We start from the raw sequence: 17,991 nt of genomic DNA on the forward strand, positions 1-17,991 counted from the left end.
GCATGTTGCGTTCAGTTCTGCTCACCACGCGCGGTCACATCGACCTGCTGCGGGTGGCCTCCGCCGCGTGTCGCCGCGGCTGCTGACGCCCTTTCCCCGCATCTCCGGCTACGTCGCGTAGCCCCGTACGCCCTGCCTCACCCCGCGTGAACCCGCGCGGGGGCGCTGACGCATACGCGTACCCCTTTCACCTTCACCTCTGCCCTCCCCTGCCCTCTGCGTGGAGCACCCATGAGCATCAGCCATGCCCCGCCGGATCCGGACGTCGTCGCCGAGCCGCCCGCCCCGGAAGCCGTCCCGACCGATTCCGGTACCGAAACCGATCCCGATTCCGTCGGCCGTCCCGAGCTCGTCCGTCTCGTCCCCTCCTCCACCCGACGCACTCGGGTCCCACGGTGGCTGCGCCGCACCTCCGGACCCGTCCTGCTGCTCATCCTGTGGCAACTTCTCAGCAGCACAGGCGTGTTGACCCCCGATGTCCTCGCGTCGCCCGGCACCATCGCCCGGGTCGCCGGTGATCTCGTCTCCGACGGTTCGCTGCCGAACGCCATGGGGGTCTCGCTCCAGCGTGTCGCGATCGGCCTGCTGTTCGGCGTCGTCGTCGGTACCGGACTCGCCCTCGTCTCAGGCCTGTTCCGGGTCGGCGAGGACCTCGTCGACGCCAGCGTGCAGATGCTGCGGACCGTGCCGTTCGTGGGGCTGATCCCGCTGTTCATCATCTGGTTCGGGATCGGCGAGGCGCCGAAGATCGCCATCATCACGCTGGGCGTCTCGTTCCCGCTGTATCTGAACGTGTACGCGGGAATCCGCGGCGTGGACGCGCAGTTGATCGAGGCCGGGGAGTCGCTCGGACTCTCCCGCTGGGGTCTCGTACGCCATGTGGTCCTGCCGGGCGCGCTGCCCGGCGCCATGACCGGGCTGCGGTACTCCCTCGGTATCTCCTGGCTGGCCCTCGTCTTCGCCGAGCAGATCAACGCGGACGCCGGTATCGGCTTCCTGATGGTGCAGGCCCGCGACTTCCTGCGGACCGACGTCATCGTCGTCTGCCTGATCGTCTACGCGTTCCTCGGCCTGCTCGCCGACTTCGTCGTCCGTACCCTCGAAAGGCTGCTGCTGCAATGGCGACCGACGTTCACCGGCCGGTGACCACCACCAAGTCCCCGTCGGCAGAGGCCCGTTCGGCCGTACGCGTCGAAGGGCTCACCCGCTCCTTCGACGGACGTGCCGTCATCGACCGCCTCGATCTCGACGTGAAGCCGGGCGAGTTCGTGGCGCTGCTCGGCCGCAGCGGCTGCGGCAAGTCGACCCTGCTGCGCATCCTGGCCGGGCTCGACCGCGACATCGAGGGCACCGTGCTCGTGCCGCGCCGCAAGGCCGTGGCGTTCCAGGCGCCTCGCCTCATGCCGTGGAAGCGGGTGTGGCGCAATGTGCTGCTCGGGTTGCCGGGCAAACCCGAACGGGCCCTTGCCGAGCGGGCGTTGGAAGAGGTCGGCCTCGACCATCGTACGAACGCGTGGCCCAAGACCCTGTCCGGCGGCGAGGCCCAGCGCGCGTCGCTGGCCCGCGCTCTGGTGCGCGAGCCCGATCTGCTGCTGCTCGACGAGCCGTTCGGCGCGCTCGACGCGCTCACCCGCATCAAGGCGCAGCGCCTCGTCGACGAGCTGTGGCAGCGGCGCGGCTGCGCCGTCCTCCTGGTCACGCACGACGTCGAGGAGGCCGTCCTGCTCGCCGACCGTGTGCTCGTCATGGACGAAGGCGTCATCGCGTACGAGACCGAGATCGATCTGGAGCGTCCACGCGGGATATCCGACCCGCGCTTCGGCGAACTGCGCGCCGAGCTGCTCCACCGACTGGGGGTCGACGCGCCGGAGACTTCGGATACTCCCTCCCCCGCCACTGCCGCCGCCTGACGTTTCGTCAGGTATTCCAGTCCTCCACCCCCGACACACACCACCCGTACCGGCGCACCGCCCTACGGCCATTCCGGCCTGCGCCGACAGACCGACACCGGCCATGACCAGCCGGCCATGAACCCACGAAACGGACTCCCCATGCGACGAAGCCTCGCCCCCTCGCTGCTGCTCCCCCTGGCCCTGCTGCTCGCCGCCTGCTCCGGCACCTCCGCCGCCGATACGTCCACCGGTGGTTCGGGCGGCGGCAGGACCGACGGCAAGGGGGCCCTCACGCTCAACGTCGGTGACCAGAAGGGTGGTTCGGAAGCCGTTCTGCGGGCTGCCGGAGAGCTCGACAACCTCGACTACAAGATCCACTGGTCGACGTTCACTTCCGGGCCACCGCTCCTGGAAGCCATCAACGCCAAGGCCGTCGACATCGGCGGCGTCGGCAACACCCCGCCCGTCTTCGCGGCCGGCGCCAACTCGAAGATCAGCATCGTGGCGGCCAGCCACGGGACCGCGAAGGGCGACACCATCCTCGTCCCGACCGACTCGAAGCTGAAGAAGCCCGCGGAGCTCAAGGGCAGGTCCATCGCCGTGGCGCAGGGCTCGTCCGCGCACTACCAGTTGGTCGCGTCCTTGAAGAAGGCCGGTCTCACCCTGAAGGACGTGCAGGTCAAGTACCTGCAGCCGGCCGACGCGCTCGCCGCGTTCACCGGCGGCAAGGTGGACGCCTGGGCCGTCTGGGACCCGTACACCTCCCAGGTCCTGCGAGGGAAGCAGGGGCGGGTGCTCACCGATGGGGACGGGCTCACCAATGGGCTCGCGTTCCAGGTCGCGGCGCCCTCCTCGCTCAAGGACAGCAAGAAGGCCGCGGCGATCGGCGACTACCTCAAGCGGCTCAGGCGCGCCCAGGACTGGGTCTTCAAGCACCCCGAAGCATGGGCGAAGGTCTGGTCGAAGGACACCGGGCTGCCCTACGACGTCGCCCTGGACGCGGTGAAGCGCACCAACGGCACCCGGGTCACCGTCGCCGTCGACAAGCCCGCCATCGCCTCGGAGCAGCAGATCGCCGACACCTTCGCGACGCTGAAGCTGATCCCCCGGAAGGTCGACTTCGCGTCGTTCGTGGACACCCGGTTCAACGGTGGTCTGCCGGCGTCGACGACCGCACCCCGTACCTTCGGCAAGGAGTCCTGACGATGAGCGTCCACCTTCACTGGTTTCTGCCGACCGGCGGCGACGGCCGCACGCTCGTGGACCGGCACGCCTACACCGACGGGGGTGTCAGGCGCTCGCGGATCGCTCCGGTCAGCGGCGTGCGCGCGCCCGACATCGACTATCTGACCCAAATAGCCAAGGCCGCCGAACAGTTGGGGTTCGAGGCGGTTCTGACACCGACGGGCACGTGGTGCGAGGACGCGTGGCTGACGACGGTGGCCCTCGCCCAGCACACGGAGCGGCTGAAGTTCCTGGTGGCGTTCCGGCCCGGAGTGATCTCGCCGGTGCTCGCCGCCCAGATGGCGGCGACGTATCAGCGGATCACGCGCGGGCGGCTGCTCCTGAACGTGGTGACGGGTGGCGACTCGACCGAGCAGCGGCGCTTCGGGGACCATCTGGACCACGACCGGCGCTACGCGCGGACCGACGAGTTCCTGTCGGTCGTGCGGGGTGTGTGGAGCGGGCAGCCGTTCGACTTCGCCGGTGACCACTACCAGGTGGAGGGCGGTCTCACCGCGCTGCCGCCCGACCCGCTGCCGGAGATCTTCTTCGGCGGTTCGTCGGCCGCGGCGGGCCCGGTCGCCGCGCGGCACACCGATGTCTATCTGACCTGGGGCGAGCCGCCCGAGCAGGTGAAGCAGAAGATCGACTGGATCCGGGGGCTCGCCGAGCAGGAGGGGCGCACGGTCCGCTTCGGGATCCGGCTGCACACCATCTCGCGCGACTCGTCGGCGGAGGCGTGGGCGACGGCGAACCGGCTGCTCGACGACCTGTCGCCGGAGACGGTGGCCGCCGCTCAGGAAGCTCTCGGCCGCAGCGAGTCGGTCGGACAGCAGCGGATGCTCGCGCTCCACGGGGGTTCGCGCGACGACCTGGAGATCTCCCCGAACCTCTGGGCGGGCGTCGGTCTGGTGCGAGGCGGCGCGGGCACGGCGCTCGTCGGCAGCCACGCCGACGTCGCGGACCGGATCGAGGAGTACCACTCGCTGGGCGTGGAGCACTTCGTCCTGTCGGGCTACCCCCATCTGGAGGAGGCGTACTGGTTCGGGGAGGGCGTGATCCCGGATCTGGCGGCGCGCGGTCTGCTGCCGCGGATACCGGCGTCGCCGCTCACCAGGCCGGCCGTCGGTGGCGCGCCGCTTCTGGTCGCCGGGGGCCGCTGAACCGTCGCGCGCCCACTGCGGGAAGATCCACGCCCCCGGCGCAGTTAGTAGAAGCGTGAACGATATCGGGGTGCGGGACGCGGCGGACGTACGCGAGGTCGACGTGATCGTCATAGGCGCTGGACAGGCAGGACTGTCCAGCGCCTATCACCTGCGCCGGGCCGGCTTGGAGCCAGAGCGGGACTTCGTCGTGCTCGACCACTCACCGCGCCCCGGCGGCGCCTGGCAGTTCCGCTGGCCGTCACTGACGTACGGCAAGGTGCACGGCATGCACTCGCTGCCGGGCATGGAACTGACCGGCGCGGACCCGGCCCGGCCGTCGTCGGAGGTGATCGCTGCGTACTTCGCCTCGTACGAGGAGACGTTCGACCTGCGGGTGCGGCGTCCCGTCGATGTGCGTGCCGTCCGCGAAGGCGAGGGCGCGAGGCTGCTCGTCGAGACGTCCGACGGGACGTGGTCGACGCGGGCGCTGATCAATGCGACGGGGACCTGGGACCGGCCGTTCTGGCCGCGCTACCCGGGACAGGAGACGTTCCGCGGGCGTCAGCTCCACACCGCGATCTACCCGGGCCCGGAGGCGTTCCGCGGACAGCGCGTGATCGTGGTGGGCGGCGGCGCCTCCGGAACGCAGCACCTGATGGAGATCGCGCCCTACGCTGCCGCGACGACCTGGGTGACGCGCCGGCCACCCGTCTACAACGAGGGCCCCTTCGACGAGAACCTCGGCCGCGCGGCCGTCGCCCTGGTCGACGAGCGGGTCCGGGCGGGGCTGCCCCCGCAGAGCGTGGTGTCGGTGACAGGGCTGCCGCTGAACGACGCGATCCGGCAGGCCCGCGCCGACGGTGTGCTCGACCGGCTGCCGATGTTCGACCGGATCACGCCGTCCGGCGTGGAGTGGGACGACGGCCGGCGGGTCGACGCGGACGTCATCCTGTGGGCCACGGGCTTCCGGCCCGCGATCGAGCATCTGGCACCACTGAAGCTGCGCGGGCCCGGCGGCGGCATCCAGGCCGAAGACACCCGGGTGGTCGCCGATCCGCGGATCCACTTGGTGGGCTACGGGCCTTCGGCCAGCACGATCGGCGCCAACCGCGCGGGACGCGCGGCCGTACGGGACATCAAGCGCCTGCTCGCCGGGGCGCCGGTCACTGTGTGACCCCCGAACGGGACGCCCCCGCGCGGCCCTATACAGGCACACCCTCTCAGGCCCACCCCGCTCAGGGGGACGACGCTGAAGCGGACGACGGTTTACCGCTCGCGCGGAGCTTGTTGAACTCCGCGACGTTCTTCTGCTGTTCGTTGACGTCCGCCGTGAAGCGGGTGTCCCCGGGCTTGACCGTCACGAAGTACAGCCAGTCCCCCTGCGGCGGGCTGATCGCGGCCTTCATGGCCTCGGCCCCGGGGTTGGCGATCGGGGTGGGCGGCAGCCCCATCCGGACATAGGTGTTGTACGGGTTCTCGGCCCTGGTGTCCTTGGTGGTCGTGTTGAGCGTGGAGCGGTTGAGCCCGTACCTGATGGTCGAGGCCATCTGGAGTGGCATGTCTCGGTCGAGCCGGTTGTAGATGACGCGGGCCATCTTCCCCATGTCTTTCTTGGTGGCCGCCTCGGCCTCGACGATGCTCGCGATGGTGAGGGTCTGATAGGGGTTCACCGTGTCCCGGTCGGCTCCCGCCGTCACCTGGCTGCCGTTCAACTTCTTGTTGGCGGTGTTGACCATGTACGACAGCAAGCCCGCCGGAGTCGACTTGTCGTCGAGTGGATACGTCGCCGGGAAGAGGTAGCCCTCAGGGTTGCCGCCCGCGTCCGAGGGAAGCTTGAGGCCGGCCTTGGGGACGGCCTTCCTGGTCGTGCCTGCCGGGACACCGAAAGCCTTGTCCAGGGCCTCGTAGACCTGGCCCGCCCGCCAGCCTTCGGGGACGGTCAGCGCGTGGGGCATCTTGACACCCTCGTCGTCCGGAAGCAGGAGCGGCACCACCACAGCGGCCGCCGCCACAAGGGCCCCCATCGCGATCATGGAGGCGCGGCCTCTGCGCGTCAGACGCATCGTGCTGCTGTGCGGAGTCTCGTCGAGCATGGCCGAACAGTAACCCGCATAAAGTGTCAAACCAGGCATATCGCAACACCGTCGGCCCCACTGGGGCGCCACCCGCAGGCCCGTCCACGGCCTAGCGTGCGGGCTCCAGTTGGGAGTCTCTGCGGACCAGGGCGGCATAGCGGCCGTCCCGCTCCAGAAGCTCCTCATGGGTGCCGCGCTCCGCCACCTGCCCGCCGTCGAGAACGACGATCTGGTCGGCGCTCCGGATCGTGGAGAGCCGGTGGGCGATGGTCACCGTCGTGCGGTTCGCCGAGAGCGCGTCGATGGCCTCCTGCACGGCGAACTCGGTGCGGGTGTCCAGTGCGCTCGTCGCCTCGTCGAGGATGAGGATCGGCGGGTCGCGCAGGATCGTGCGGGCGATGGCGAGGCGCTGCTTCTCGCCGCCGGAGAACCGGTGGCCGCGCTCGCCGACGACGGTGTCGTACCCGTCGGGCAGGGAGGCGATGTGCTCGTGGATCTGGGCCGCCCTGGCCGCCGCGTGCAGCTCTTCCTCCGTGGCGTCGGGCTTGGCGAAGCGGAGGTTCTCCGCGACGGAGGCGTGGAAGAGGTACGTCTCCTGGGAGACGACGCCGACGGCCCTCGCGAGGGTGTCGAAGTCCAGGTCACGCACGTCCACTCCGTCGAGAGTGACGCGGCCGCCCGTGACGTCGTACAGACGCGGCACGAGACAGCTGAGCGTGGATTTGCCGGAACCGGTGGGGCCGACGACGGCCAGGCTGCCGCCCGCGGGAACGGTGATGTCGATCCCGTCGAGTATCGCCGGACTCTTGCCGTCGGCGGCGTCGTAACGGAACTCGACGTCCTCGAAGCGGACTTCGCCCTTGATCGTGTCGAGACGGACGGGCGTCTCGGGTTCGGTGATGTCGATCGGCAGGTCGAGGTACTCGAAGATGCGCTGGAAGAGCGCCAGCGAGGTCTGAATCTGGACGCCGGTGGCGAGCAGGCTCACGGTCGGCCGGAACAGGCCCTGCTGGAGCGAGACGAAGGCCACCAGGGTGCCGATCGAGACCGCGGGACCGCCGAACTGGAGCGCGACGCCCGCGACCCAGTAGATGACGGCGGGCATGGCGGCCATGACGATCGTGATGACGGCCATGCGCCAGCGCCCCGCCATGTTCGACCGGACCTCGAGCCCGACGAGCTGCTCGGACTCGTCGGCGAACGACCGGGTGAGCGAGTCGGCGCGGCCCATGGTGCGGCCGAGGAGGATCCCGCTCACCGAGAGGGACTCGGTGACGGTGGCGGCCATCGCGGCCATCTGCTTCTGGCGCTCCGTGGTGATCTTCTTGCGTTCGCGGCCGACGCGGCGGCTGATCCACACGAAGACGGGCAGCAGGAGCAGTGAGACCGCCGTGAGCCGCCAGTCGAGCGCGACCATCGCCACGATGGTGGCGACCACGCTGGTTAGGTTCGAGACCAGGGACGTGGCGGTGGAGGTGACCGTCGCCTGCATGCCGCCGATGTCGTTGGCGATGCGGGACTGGACCTCGCCCGTGCGGGTCCTGGTGAAGAAGGCGAGCGACATGCGCTGGAGCCGGCCGTACACGGCGGTGCGCAGGTCGTGCATGACGCGCTGACCGACCGTCGTGGAGATCAGGGTCTGCAGGACGCCGAAGATGCTGGTCATGACGGCGCTGAGGATCATGCCCAGGGCGAGCAGGCTCAGTAGGCCCGTACGACCCTGCGGGATCGCGGTGTCGAGGATTTCCTTGAGCAGGAAGGGCGTGGCGACCGAGACCAGCGAGGCGGCGCCGACGAGCAGGCCGACCAGCGCTAGGCGGGCGCGGTAGGGACGGAAGAGGGCCAGGATGCGGCGCATCTGCCGCGGCTCCGGCGACGTGACGTCGGAGGGCGACGGCGTCCAGCCGGGTTCGTCGTGATGCATGAGCCTCCTACGAGTGGCGATTCAAGGTCTCAGGGAGCATAGCTCATTGTTACCTATACTCACAATGCACAAGGTCCTGATATTGTTCCGCACATGAGTACCCCGGACGCCGACGGCCTTCTCGCGGAACAGCTGCTCCGGCTGACCCGGAGGCTGCAGCGGATCCAGAAGCGCTATCTGGAGCCGGTCGGGATCACGCCCGCCCAGTCCCGGCTCCTGCGCACCCTCGTGCACTACGACACACCGCCGCGCATGGCCGATCTCGCCGAGCGGCTCGAAGTAGTGCCCCGCGCCGTGACGACCCTGGTCGACGGCCTGGAGACGGCCGACCTGGTGCGCCGGGTGCCCGACCCCACCAACCGCAGGGTGATCCGCATCGAGCTCACCGAACAGGGCCGCAAGGCGCTGCGTGAGCTGCGCAGCGCGCGCAGGACCGCCGCAGAGGACATCCTGGCTCCATTGAGCCCCGATCAGCGCGCCCAGCTGGGCGTCCTGCTGAACGCGCTGTTCGAGGCGCCGTACGACCACCGCTGTTAGCCCCGGGCCGACCGCGGCCGAGGAGAGGTTGGAGAGGCATGCCCCTGCTGGAGCCGAAGCCGCAAGCGCTGCGCCCGGGACCGCACCCGGGAGGCCCGGCGCCCGACCGGGTGCCGGACGCGCAGGCCGACGGGACCCCGGAGCCGCTGCGCTCCGAGCTGTCCGGGCTCCTGGGGGCGGACAAGGTCCTCACGCACATCTCGGACCTCGTGCGGTACGCGTCGGACGCGAGTCCCTACCGTTTCGTGCCGCAGGTCGTGGTCGTCGCCGAGGGCATCGACGATGTGTCGGCCGTCCTGTCGTACGCGCACGGCAGAGGCCGCGAGGTGGTCTTCCGCGCGGCGGGCACGTCGCTGAACGGGCAGGCGCAGGGCGAGGACATCCTCGTGGACGTCCGCAAGCACTGGGCGGGCATCGAGGTCGTCGGTGACGGCGAGCGGGCCAGGATCGGCCCGGGCACGACGGTCGTGCGCGCCAACATGACGCTCGCGCGGCACGGGCGCGTGCTCGGCCCGGACCCGGCCAGCGCGATCGCCTGCACCATCGGCGGGGTCGTCGCGAACAACGCCTCGGGCATGACGGCGGGCACCACCAGGAACTCGTACCGGACGGTCGCCTCGCTCACCTTCGTCCTGCCCTCGGGCACCGTGGTGGACACGGCCGACCCCGACGCGGACGCGCTGCTCGAGCACGCGGAACCGGCGCTGTGCGTGGGCCTGTTGGAGATCAAGGGCGAGATCGAGGCCGACGCGGAGCTGGTCGCCCGTATCCGCGCCAAGTACGAGATCAAGAACACCAACGGCTACCGCCTGGACGCGTTCCTGGACGGCGACACCCCGGTGGAGATCCTGCGCGGCCTCATGGTGGGGTCCGAGGGGACGTTCGGCTTCATCTCCGAGGTCGTCTTCGACACGCTGCCCCTCGACCGGAAGGTGTCCACGGCGCTGCTGTTCTTCCCCTCGCTGCCCGCGGCGGCAGCGGCGGTCCCGCTGTTCAACGAGGCGGGCGCGATCGCCGTCGAGGTGATGGACGGCAATACGCTGCGGGCCTCTGTGCGCGTGGAGGGGGTGCCCGCCGACTGGGCGCGCCTGCCCAAGTCGACGACGGCGCTCCTGGTGGAGTTCCGCGCGCCGGACGAGCCCGCCCAGGAGCGTTACGAGGCGGCGGCCGCCGAGGTGCTGGACGGGCTCGAACTGGTGGCACCCGTGGCCTCGGTGACCAACGCGTTCACGCGGGACGCGAAGACGATCGGCGGCTATTGGAAGGCCCGCAAGGCGTTCGTGACGGCGGTCGGCGGATCACGCCCCTCCGGGACGACGCTGATCACCGAGGACTTCGCGGTGCCGCCGTCGCGCCTGGCCGAGGCGTGCGAGGCGCTCCTCGAACTCCAGACGCGGCACGGGTTCGACGCCGCCGTCGCCGGTCACGCGGCGCACGGCAATCTGCACTTCCTGCTCGCCTTCGACGCGGGCAGGCCCGAGGACGTCGAGCGGTACGCGGCGTTCATGGACGAGTTCTGCCGCCTCACCGTCGAGCGCTTCGACGGTTCTCTCAAGGCCGAGCACGCCACGGGGCGCAACATCGCGCCGTTCCTGGAGCTCGAATGGGGCGCGAAGGCCACGGAGTTGATGTGGCGCACCAAGCAGGTCATCGACCCGGACGGCGTCCTCGCGCCGCGTATCGTCCTCGACCGCGACCCCAAGGCCCATCTGCGCGGCCTCAAGACGATCCCCAAGGTGGAGCTGATCGCCGACCCGTGCATCGAGTGCGGCTTCTGTGAACCCACGTGTCCCAGCGAGGACCTGACGACCACGCCCCGCCAACGGATCGTGCTGCGCCGCGAGATGATGCGCCAGCCGTCCGGTTCGCCGGTCGAGGATGCGCTCGTCGAGGCGTACGGGTACGACGCGGTGGACACGTGCGCGGGCGACTCGACCTGCAAGCTGGCGTGCCCGGTCGGCATCGACACGGGCGCCTTCATGAAGGATTTCCGGCACGCGCGGCACTCCCCGCGCGAGGAGAAGGTGGCCGCGTTCACGGCGAAGAACTTCAAGGCCGTGGAGGCGTCGGCGCGGCTCGCCGTGGCGGCCGCCGGCAAGATCGGCGACCGGCTCCTGACCTCCGTGACCCAGGCCGCCCGCAAGGCCGTCCGCCCCGACCTCGTACCGGAGTGGCTGCCGGAGATCCCCGCTGCCGCCGCCCGGAAGCTGCCGCGCACCGCGCGCGTGGGGGCCGCCGCGGTCTACTACCCGGCCTGCGTCAACCGCATCTTCGGCACCCCTGGGGACGTGTCGCTCGCGCAGGCCATGGTCGCCGTCTCCGCGCGCGCGGGGCGGCCGGTCTGGATTCCGGACGATGTCGCGGGAACGTGCTGCGCCACGATCTGGCACTCGAAGGGCTACGACGAGGGCAACACCGTCATGGCGAACCGGATCGTCGAGGCGGCCTGGGGCTGGACCGCCGGCGGCAGACTGCCGCTCGTCGTCGACGCCTCGTCGTGCACGCTCGGCATCGCCCATGAGGTCGTCCCCTATCTGACGGACGACAACAGAGAGTTGCACAAGGAGCTCAAGATCGTCGACTCGATCGTGTGGGCGGCGGACGAGCTGCTGCCGCATCTGACGGTGCACCGGACGGTCGGTTCGGCGGTCCTTCATCCGACGTGTTCCATGGAACACCTGGGCGATGTGGCGCAGTTGCGGGCCGTCGCCGAGGCTTGCGCCGACGAGGTCGTCGTCCCGGACGACGCGGGATGCTGTGCCTTCGCGGGCGACCGGGGCATGCTCCACAAGGAACTCACCGAGTCGGCCACCCGCAAGGAGGCGGCCGAGGTGACCGCCCGTGGCTTCGACGCGCATCTGTCGGCGAACCGGATGTGCGAGGTGGGCATGGATCACGCGACGGGCCGCAGCTATTACTCCGTGATCGTGGAGCTGGAGCGCGCGACGCGTCCCTAGGGTCTGTCGCGAAGGGTTCGCGTCGTCCGCCCCCGGGGCGTGGATGCCGAGTTTCAAGGCCGATCGCCCCATTCCGACCGTCCGCCTGGAGGGGTGTGGGTACCGAGCTTCAGGCCCCAGCTGCCTAGTGCCACATTCCGGCCATCCGCCCGCGGGGGCGTGGATCCGGGGTTCAGGGCCACGTTCGTGGACCGGGTCGCCGCCCGTGGGTGGCGACCTCGGCACGCTGCGCGGCGGCGAACGAGGCAGTCGGGATCCCCGAATGAGACGGCAGTGAAGTCTGCCGCCATGCGGGATGCGCCGTATCGGCGAGCGCGCGGACGACTCCCCCGCTACCCATGAGTCCCAAAGAGTCCGTAAAGAAAGTCCAACTCCCGGACCACTTCTGTCCCTTGCGCCCCGGTGTCGGCTTCTCCAGGGTGGCTAGCGCTTGCAGCGCACCCACCCATCGATGGAGGTCCGATGCACGACGACAACGCGACACCGGCACCCGACGCGAGCCACGAGCACCCCCACCATCCCGAAGACGACACCGCCGGGCAGTCCCGCAGGTCCGTCCTGCGGACGGCCGGCATCGCCGGGGCGGGGCTCGGGCTCGGCGCGTTCACCGGTGGCACGGCGCAGGCCGCCGACGGATCGGCCGAGGCCGGGCGCGGCGGTGCCGGGCAGGCCGGGGCGACGGCCGCCGAGCCTCCGGCCCGGAAGGGCGAGACCATGGTCGGCGTGCCCTTCGAGGGGCGTTCCACCGTGCGGGTCGGCATCATCGGGCTCGGCAACCGCGGCGGCAGCATGATCGATCTGTTCCTGGCGATGCCGGGGGTCCAAGTGGTCGCGCTCTGCGACCCGGTGAAGGACAAGACCGCGAGTGCGGCGGCCAAGGTGACGGCAGCGGGGCAGCCCGCCCCGGCGACGTACACCAAGGGCGATCACGACTTCGAGAACCTGTGCAAGCGGGGCGACATCGACTTCGTGTACGCGGCGACGCCCTGGGACTGGCACTTCGAGATGGCGAAGACGGCGATGCTGAACGGCAAGCACGTCGGTGTGGAGTGTCCGATCGCCCTCCAGCTCGACCAGCTCTGGGAGTTGGTCGATCTCTCCGAGCGCACCCGCAGACACTGCATGCAGCTGGAGAACTGCTGTTACGGCAGGAACGAGATGCGGGTCCTGCGGATGGCGCACGCCGGCAAGTTCGGCGACCTGCTGCACGGAGCGGGCGCCTACAACCACGACCTGCGCGGCCTGATGTTCGACCCCGATTACTACGAGGGTCCGTGGCGGCGGCTGTGGCACACGAGGCTGCGCGGCGATCTGTACCCCAACCACGGCTTCGGTCCGGTCGCCAACTACATGGACATCAACCGCGGTGACCGCGTCACGCACATCTCCAGCTTCGGCACGCCCTCGCTGGGCCTCGCCCAGTACCGCGAGGCCCACATGCCGAAGGGCGACCCGAGCTGGAAGGAGACGTACATCGAGTCCGACCGCACCATCAGCCTGGTCCAGACGGCGAAGGGGCGCGTCATCCGGCTCGAACACGATGTGTCCACGCCCCACCCCTACTCTCGGATCAACAGCCTCGGCGGCACGAAGGGTGTGTTCGAGGACTACCCGGAGCGGATCTATATAGAGCCGGACCACACGAACGACTCCTGGGGTGACTTCTCCAAGTACACCGACTTCGACCACTGGCTGTGGAAGGAGCACTCCAACCCGCCGGGCGGCCACGGCGGCATGGACTACATCATGGTGTTCCGTCTGATGCAGTGTCTGCGGGTCGGCCTGGTACCGGACTTCGACGTGTACGACGCCGCTACGTGGACGTCTCCGGTGCCGCTGAGCCACCTGTCCATCAAGGCGAAGGGTGCGCCTCAGGCGATCCCCGACTTCACGCGCGGGATGTGGAAGAAGGCGCGGCCGGGGGTGGATTCCGAGAAGCCCGCGGGGGCCTGACGGCGCGGGGCCCGGCACGCACGCACGCGTGTGTGCCGGGCCACGCTCGGGCTCAACCCGCTGTCTCCGCAGCAGGCTTGGAGGTCTGGAGCTTCGCGAGCTCCGGCGACTCGACCGGCTCGTCGCGGTCCTCCTCCGGTACGAACGGGAGCTCGCCGCCCAGCACCTTCTTGGCCTTGGCCGTGTCGAGCGCGCCCTCCCAGCGGGAGACCGCGAAGACGGCCACGCAGTTGCCGAGCAGGTTCGTGGAGACGCGCATGGCGTCCATGATGCGGTCGACGCCGAGCAGCAGGGCGACGGCACCCGCCGGGATGACCCCGAGTGCGGACGCGGTGGCCGACAGGGCGAGGAAGGCCGATCCGGGCACCCCCGCCATGCCCTTGCTGGTGAGCATCAGAACGATCACCACGGTGATCTGCTGGCCGAGCGAGAGGTCCACGCCGACGGCCTGCGCGATGAACAACGTACCGATGGAGAGATAGATCGACGCTCCGTCGAGGTTGAACGAGTACCCCGTCGGCAGGACCAGGCCCACGGCGTCGTCGCGGCAGCCGGCATGGCGCAGCTTCTGCATCATGCGCGGCATGACCGTCTCACTGGAGGCGGTGCCGAGGGCGAGGAGCAGTTCCTCCCGCGTGTAGCGGACGAACTTCCACAGGCTCAGTCCGGTGACCGCCTTCATGGCGAGGCCGAGGAGCACGAGGAAGATCACGGCGACGGCGTAACAGACGCCGATGAGCTTGCCGTACGTCGACAGTGCGCCGAGTCCGTACTCCCCCACCAGGTGCGCCGTCGCGCCGAACACGGCGAGCGGGGCCAGCTTCATGATGAAGCCGACGACGGCGAAGACCACTTCCTGGCCCTGTTCGATGGCGGGCAGGATCGCGGGGACCTTGGTGTTGCCGAGATGCAGCAGCGCGGCGCCCACGAGGCAGGCGAGGACGAGCACTTGGAGCAGCGAGTTCTCGGCGAAGGCGCCGACGGCGCTGTCGGGGAGCGAGTGCAGGATGAAGTCGCCGGTCGACGGGAGCGAGCCGCCTCCGGTCTTGTCCTCCACGGCGGACGCGTCCAGCTTGGACGGGTCGACGTTCATTCCGACGCCGGGGCCCGCCAGGTTTCCGGCGAGCAGTCCGACGACGAGGGCGACGGTCGTCGCCACCTCGAACCAGAGGAGCGCCTTGAGCCCGATGCGGCCGAAGGCCTTGAGGTCTCCGGCTTTGGTGATTCCGGCGACGACCACGCAGAAGACAAGGGGCGCGATCATCGCCTTGATGAGACGTACGAAGCCGTCGCCGAGCGGTTGGACGGCTGTGCCCGCGTGGGGCCACAGCCGTCCGACGACGACTCCGATCACGAGTGCGCAGGCGACCTGCGCGAACAATGAGGTACGTAGTACGCGTGCGGCGCGTCGCGGCAGGGACGGTACGGACTGCGGCACGGGCATTCCTCCGGAGCAACGTCAGTGACTTGTGCGGATTCTGCTATGCGGAAACTGGATTCCAATATCTGTTCCGCGAAGCGTCACTATGTCGGAGTGGCGGCTTCCGTAGAAGACCCCGATGTCACATCGGCGTAAATCTTGGATATTGCTCCAAGGCCGGAGGGCGTGCCCGCGCCCATGCCCCTCAGCAGTGCCTGCGGTCCACCGTCAGCGCACCCTGTGCCGTGGCCAGCTCGCGGTCGTAGCAGCCATTGGGGCTGGTCAGACGGTATCGCTCACGACTGGTACCCACAGCGTGCCGTTCGTCACGCGGAACGTTCGCCGTGTACGAGGCGTCGCCCGTGTAGGTGTCGTCGAGCACCGTCCACACCGCGCGGCCCGCACCCGCGGCCCGTCCCGTCTCCGCCCGGTCGCCGAGCTCGATCACGGTCCGCAGCCGGTTGTCCGCGTCGAGCGTGGTGGCGCCGTCCATCGTGTAGGTCCGGTTCGTACGAAGGGTGTGGTGGCCGGAGACGACGGTCTGGCGATCGGTCCAAGTCCCCTTCAGCGCGTCGTTGTTCTCGCCGTCGGTCCAGCGGTGCGTGGACGTGCTGGTGAGATCGCGGGTGACGGTGGTGGCGACGCGGCCGTGCGAGGTGTTCACATAGCCCGACACCGTCAGCCGGTGCCCGCCCTCCGCGTCGAGGCGGTACTCGTCCGTGCCGGGCGTGTACGTCGTCGAGCTGTCCGGCTCGCTCTCCTTGTGGCCGGTCAGCGCGCCGGTGACGCGCGCACTCCCGCCGTCCTGCCAGACGAGCACGTTGACCGGGGCGCTCCAGCCGCTCTGGCCTTTGGGGACACCCACGACGGAGACGTCGACCTGGTGCGGACGGCCGTCGTCGAGGAGTCCGGCGAACGGCGTCAGGTCGTACTGCAGAGGCCGAACATCGAAAGCTCCGGGGGCCGGAATCACGTACCAGAGGAAGGGGTTGGACCAGCCTCCCGTCCAGACGTTCGGGAACGGCGAGGCGATGCCCGCGAGTTGGCCGTCCACGGAGATCTGCACCTCCCGGTACGGGCCGCCGTCCGCCTTGCACGAGTACGGGACCTCGTTCGGTACCGCCAGGTACCAGAACTCCTCGCAGCCGCCGCCGGATCCGGTGGCGTACACCTCGGCGACGATGCGCTCGCTGTTGCGCGGGGCGGTGAGTGTGCCCTGGTCGAGGGTGAGTACGCGGTCGGGGGTGTCCGTGGCGGGCCGACGCTTCGCGTGCGGCTCGGCGGCGTAGAAGGTGAGAGTGGCCTTGACCTCGATGACGCCGGTGTACGTGTCGTCGACAACGTTGCCTATGAGCATCTCGACCGGCTGGTCGGCCCGCAGGGTGTCGCTGTAGCGGGTGACGTCCTTTTCCACATTCCAGGCGATGCCGTCGGGCGAGGGCTCGGGGGTGGAGGTGCGCAGGACTTCGACGCCGCCGACGTGCAGATAGCCGAGACGGTCGAACTGCCGCCCCTTGACCTTGCCTTCGAGACGCAGGACGACCTTGCTCCACCGGTCGCCGCAGCCCTTGGGCGGGGTGTAACTGCCCTTGTAGGGCGTGAAGTCACGGAACTCGGTCTCGGCGAGCGTCACGCGGCAGGACTTGGTGGCGGGCTTGGCCACCGGTGGCGTGGCGGTGATCGGGTCGTGCCAGTCGGTGCCGAACTCTGCTGGTGGGTCGACGGGTTGGGGTACGGCGGGATGGCCGGCGGCGGACGCCTCGGCGGGACGGGCTTCGGCGGAGGCGGTGGCGGCCTGGCCGGCGAGGGCAGCGGCCGCGAGGGTCACCGCGGCCAGCATGGACATGACGCGTCTTCTCATGAGGGGTGTTGTACGGGGCGGACGCGGCCCCCGCAACAGCCCGTGCCCATGCCGGGCAGCGCGTCAGCTCTTCAACTCCTCGCCCTTCAACCCTTCACCCCTTCAGCCCTTCAGCCCTTCAGCTCTTCAGTGACGCCTTGTCGCCCATCACCACGACCGGGTGCTGCTTGGGGTCGATGGTGCGCAGCAGGTACTCCATGCCGGACTTGGACAGGCTCACGCACGCCGATGTGCCGCTGCCGTGGTCCATGTGGAGCCAGATGCTGCCGCCCTTGGTCTGCCCCTGGGGCCGGGTCGGGTCGTTCGGCGCGGTGCCCTTCACGCGGTTGTAGTCGATGGCGATGACGTAGTCGAAGTCGTGCCAGTGCGACTTGGCCCAGTAGTGCGGGGCCTGGAACGACGCGGCCTGCGTGTACGGCAGTTTCGCGCCCGGGTCGGCGAGTACACCGCCCGCGTCGGTGAGGGTGAACACTCCTATGGGGCTTCGCTTGTCGCCCTCGCGGTGGTCGGCGGTCCAGCCCTTCTTGCCGTTGTGGGCGGGCCAGCTGCGCGTCTTGTCCCAGGTGGAACCGGACTTCGTGTAGAGCACGACGGTCGAGTCACCGGAGTTCTTGCCGTCGCCGTAGACCGCGACGACCTGTCGCGCGTCCTGGGGGATCTTCGACTGGAGCTGGTTCCCGACGTCGGGAATGCGCTTGAGGTCGACGGCCAGGCGGTCCTCCTGCCGCGTGTCGGCCGAGCCCGAGTCGGCCTTGCGCCCGGTCCCGTCGCCCCCACTCGAACCGCCGCAGGCGGACAGGGTCATGAGAAGGACGCTGCAGGCCGCCGCAGCGACCGCCGTTCGAACCGCACCCGCGTTACGCATGCGGTCCATGGTCGCACCACGCACCACGTGCCCCCGACCGGCCCTGCCCCCGGCGTCGAACACGGGCCGAAACTTTGCCCCACGGCGGAAAACCGTTTGCCTCCGGTGCCTGAATCCCGCGAACCTTGCACGGTTTGT

At 69.7% G+C, this 17,991-nt stretch carries 14 protein-coding genes; 9 read left to right on the top strand and 5 right to left on the bottom strand.

Features of this window, described 5'->3' with window-relative positions; all coding sequences use genetic code 11:
* Positions 1–2 precede the first annotated feature (2 nt).
* The 6 genes from LGI35_RS46590 (at position 3) to LGI35_RS09185 (ending at position 5,435) form a co-directional block, all read left to right on the top strand.
* Positions 3–86, top strand: coding sequence for a putative leader peptide (locus tag LGI35_RS46590; protein ID WP_350495123.1), 84 nt, complete (start codon positions 3–5; stop codon positions 84–86).
* Positions 87–231: 145 nt separating this feature from the next.
* A complete protein-coding gene (locus LGI35_RS09165) occupies positions 232–1,146 on the top strand; it encodes an ABC transporter permease (protein WP_227293400.1) in 915 nt (304 codons plus the stop codon).
* A complete protein-coding gene (locus LGI35_RS09170) occupies positions 1,119–1,910 on the top strand; it encodes an ABC transporter ATP-binding protein (RefSeq protein ID WP_227293401.1) in 792 nt (263 codons plus the stop codon). The genes LGI35_RS09165 and LGI35_RS09170 overlap by 28 nt, the downstream gene beginning before the upstream one ends.
* Positions 1,911–2,051: 141 nt before the next feature.
* Complete coding sequence (locus LGI35_RS09175) at positions 2,052–3,095, top strand: ABC transporter substrate-binding protein (RefSeq protein ID WP_227293402.1); 1,044 nt, start codon at positions 2,052–2,054, stop codon at positions 3,093–3,095.
* Positions 3,096–3,097: 2 nt separating this feature from the next.
* On the top strand, positions 3,098–4,279 hold the full coding sequence (locus LGI35_RS09180; RefSeq protein ID WP_227293403.1) for an LLM class flavin-dependent oxidoreductase: 1,182 nt from the start codon (positions 3,098–3,100) through the stop codon (positions 4,277–4,279).
* Positions 4,280–4,334: 55 nt separating this feature from the next.
* The gene (locus tag LGI35_RS09185; protein WP_227293404.1) at positions 4,335–5,435 is read left to right on the top strand and encodes an NAD(P)-binding domain-containing protein; all 1,101 of its coding nucleotides are present in this window, start codon (positions 4,335–4,337) and stop codon (positions 5,433–5,435) included.
* A gap of 61 nt (positions 5,436–5,496) precedes the next feature.
* On the opposite strand, the gene mltG is transcribed toward LGI35_RS09185, so the two are convergent.
* Positions 5,497–6,354, bottom strand: a complete 858-nt coding sequence (mltG, locus tag LGI35_RS09190) for an endolytic transglycosylase MltG (protein WP_227293405.1) — start codon at positions 6,352–6,354, stop codon at positions 5,497–5,499.
* A 91-nt stretch (positions 6,355–6,445) separates the two neighbouring features.
* Positions 6,446–8,260 (bottom strand): ABC transporter ATP-binding protein, encoded by a 1,815-nt coding sequence (locus tag LGI35_RS09195; RefSeq protein ID WP_227293406.1) that lies wholly within the window; start codon positions 8,258–8,260, stop codon positions 6,446–6,448.
* A gap of 93 nt (positions 8,261–8,353) precedes the next feature.
* Here LGI35_RS09195 and LGI35_RS09200 point away from each other — a divergent pair, with 93 nt between their 5' ends.
* The 3 genes from LGI35_RS09200 (at position 8,354) to LGI35_RS09210 (ending at position 13,707) form a co-directional block, all read left to right on the top strand.
* Positions 8,354–8,797 carry a MarR family winged helix-turn-helix transcriptional regulator gene (locus tag LGI35_RS09200; RefSeq protein ID WP_116500207.1) on the top strand — a complete coding sequence of 148 codons (444 nt, stop codon included), beginning with the start codon at positions 8,354–8,356 and terminating at the stop codon, positions 8,795–8,797.
* A 38-nt stretch (positions 8,798–8,835) separates the two neighbouring features.
* On the top strand, positions 8,836–11,754 hold the full coding sequence (locus LGI35_RS09205) for an FAD-binding and (Fe-S)-binding domain-containing protein (RefSeq protein ID WP_227293407.1): 2,919 nt from the start codon (positions 8,836–8,838) through the stop codon (positions 11,752–11,754).
* A gap of 462 nt (positions 11,755–12,216) precedes the next feature.
* Complete coding sequence (locus tag LGI35_RS09210) at positions 12,217–13,707, top strand: Gfo/Idh/MocA family protein (protein ID WP_227293408.1); 1,491 nt, start codon at positions 12,217–12,219, stop codon at positions 13,705–13,707.
* 52 nt (positions 13,708–13,759) lie between these two features.
* On the opposite strand, the gene LGI35_RS09215 is transcribed toward LGI35_RS09210, so the two are convergent.
* The 3 genes from LGI35_RS09215 to LGI35_RS09225 form a co-directional block, all read right to left on the bottom strand.
* Positions 13,760–15,145, bottom strand: coding sequence for a cation:dicarboxylate symporter family transporter (locus LGI35_RS09215; protein WP_227293409.1), 1,386 nt, complete (start codon positions 15,143–15,145; stop codon positions 13,760–13,762).
* Positions 15,146–15,332: 187 nt separating this feature from the next.
* A complete protein-coding gene (locus LGI35_RS09220; RefSeq protein ID WP_227293410.1) occupies positions 15,333–16,988 on the bottom strand; it encodes a peptide-N4-asparagine amidase in 1,656 nt (551 codons plus the stop codon).
* 118 nt (positions 16,989–17,106) lie between these two features.
* Complete coding sequence (locus tag LGI35_RS09225; protein ID WP_227300253.1) at positions 17,107–17,853, bottom strand: L,D-transpeptidase family protein; 747 nt, start codon at positions 17,851–17,853, stop codon at positions 17,107–17,109.
* Positions 17,854–17,991: the final 138 nt, after the last annotated feature.

The organism is Streptomyces longhuiensis (genome assembly GCF_020616555.1).
Lineage (GTDB): Bacteria > Actinomycetota > Actinomycetes > Streptomycetales > Streptomycetaceae > Streptomyces > Streptomyces longhuiensis.

Coding starts and splice junctions, on each gene's coding strand:
- LGI35_RS46590 (WP_350495123.1), top strand. CDS start 3: ATGTTGCGTTCAGTTCTGCTCACCACGCGCGGTCACATCGACCTGCTG.
- LGI35_RS09165 (WP_227293400.1), top strand. CDS start 232: ATGAGCATCAGCCATGCCCCGCCGGATCCGGACGTCGTCGCCGAGCCG.
- LGI35_RS09170 (WP_227293401.1), top strand. CDS start 1,119: ATGGCGACCGACGTTCACCGGCCGGTGACCACCACCAAGTCCCCGTCG.
- LGI35_RS09175 (WP_227293402.1), top strand. CDS start 2,052: ATGCGACGAAGCCTCGCCCCCTCGCTGCTGCTCCCCCTGGCCCTGCTG.
- LGI35_RS09180 (WP_227293403.1), top strand. CDS start 3,098: ATGAGCGTCCACCTTCACTGGTTTCTGCCGACCGGCGGCGACGGCCGC.
- mltG (WP_227293405.1), bottom strand. CDS start 6,354: ATGCTCGACGAGACTCCGCACAGCAGCACGATGCGTCTGACGCGCAGA.
- LGI35_RS09195 (WP_227293406.1), bottom strand. CDS start 8,260: ATGCATCACGACGAACCCGGCTGGACGCCGTCGCCCTCCGACGTCACG.
- LGI35_RS09200 (WP_116500207.1), top strand. CDS start 8,354: ATGAGTACCCCGGACGCCGACGGCCTTCTCGCGGAACAGCTGCTCCGG.
- LGI35_RS09205 (WP_227293407.1), top strand. CDS start 8,836: ATGCCCCTGCTGGAGCCGAAGCCGCAAGCGCTGCGCCCGGGACCGCAC.
- LGI35_RS09210 (WP_227293408.1), top strand. CDS start 12,217: ATGCACGACGACAACGCGACACCGGCACCCGACGCGAGCCACGAGCAC.
- LGI35_RS09220 (WP_227293410.1), bottom strand. CDS start 16,988: ATGAGAAGACGCGTCATGTCCATGCTGGCCGCGGTGACCCTCGCGGCC.
- LGI35_RS09225 (WP_227300253.1), bottom strand. CDS start 17,853: ATGCGTAACGCGGGTGCGGTTCGAACGGCGGTCGCTGCGGCGGCCTGC.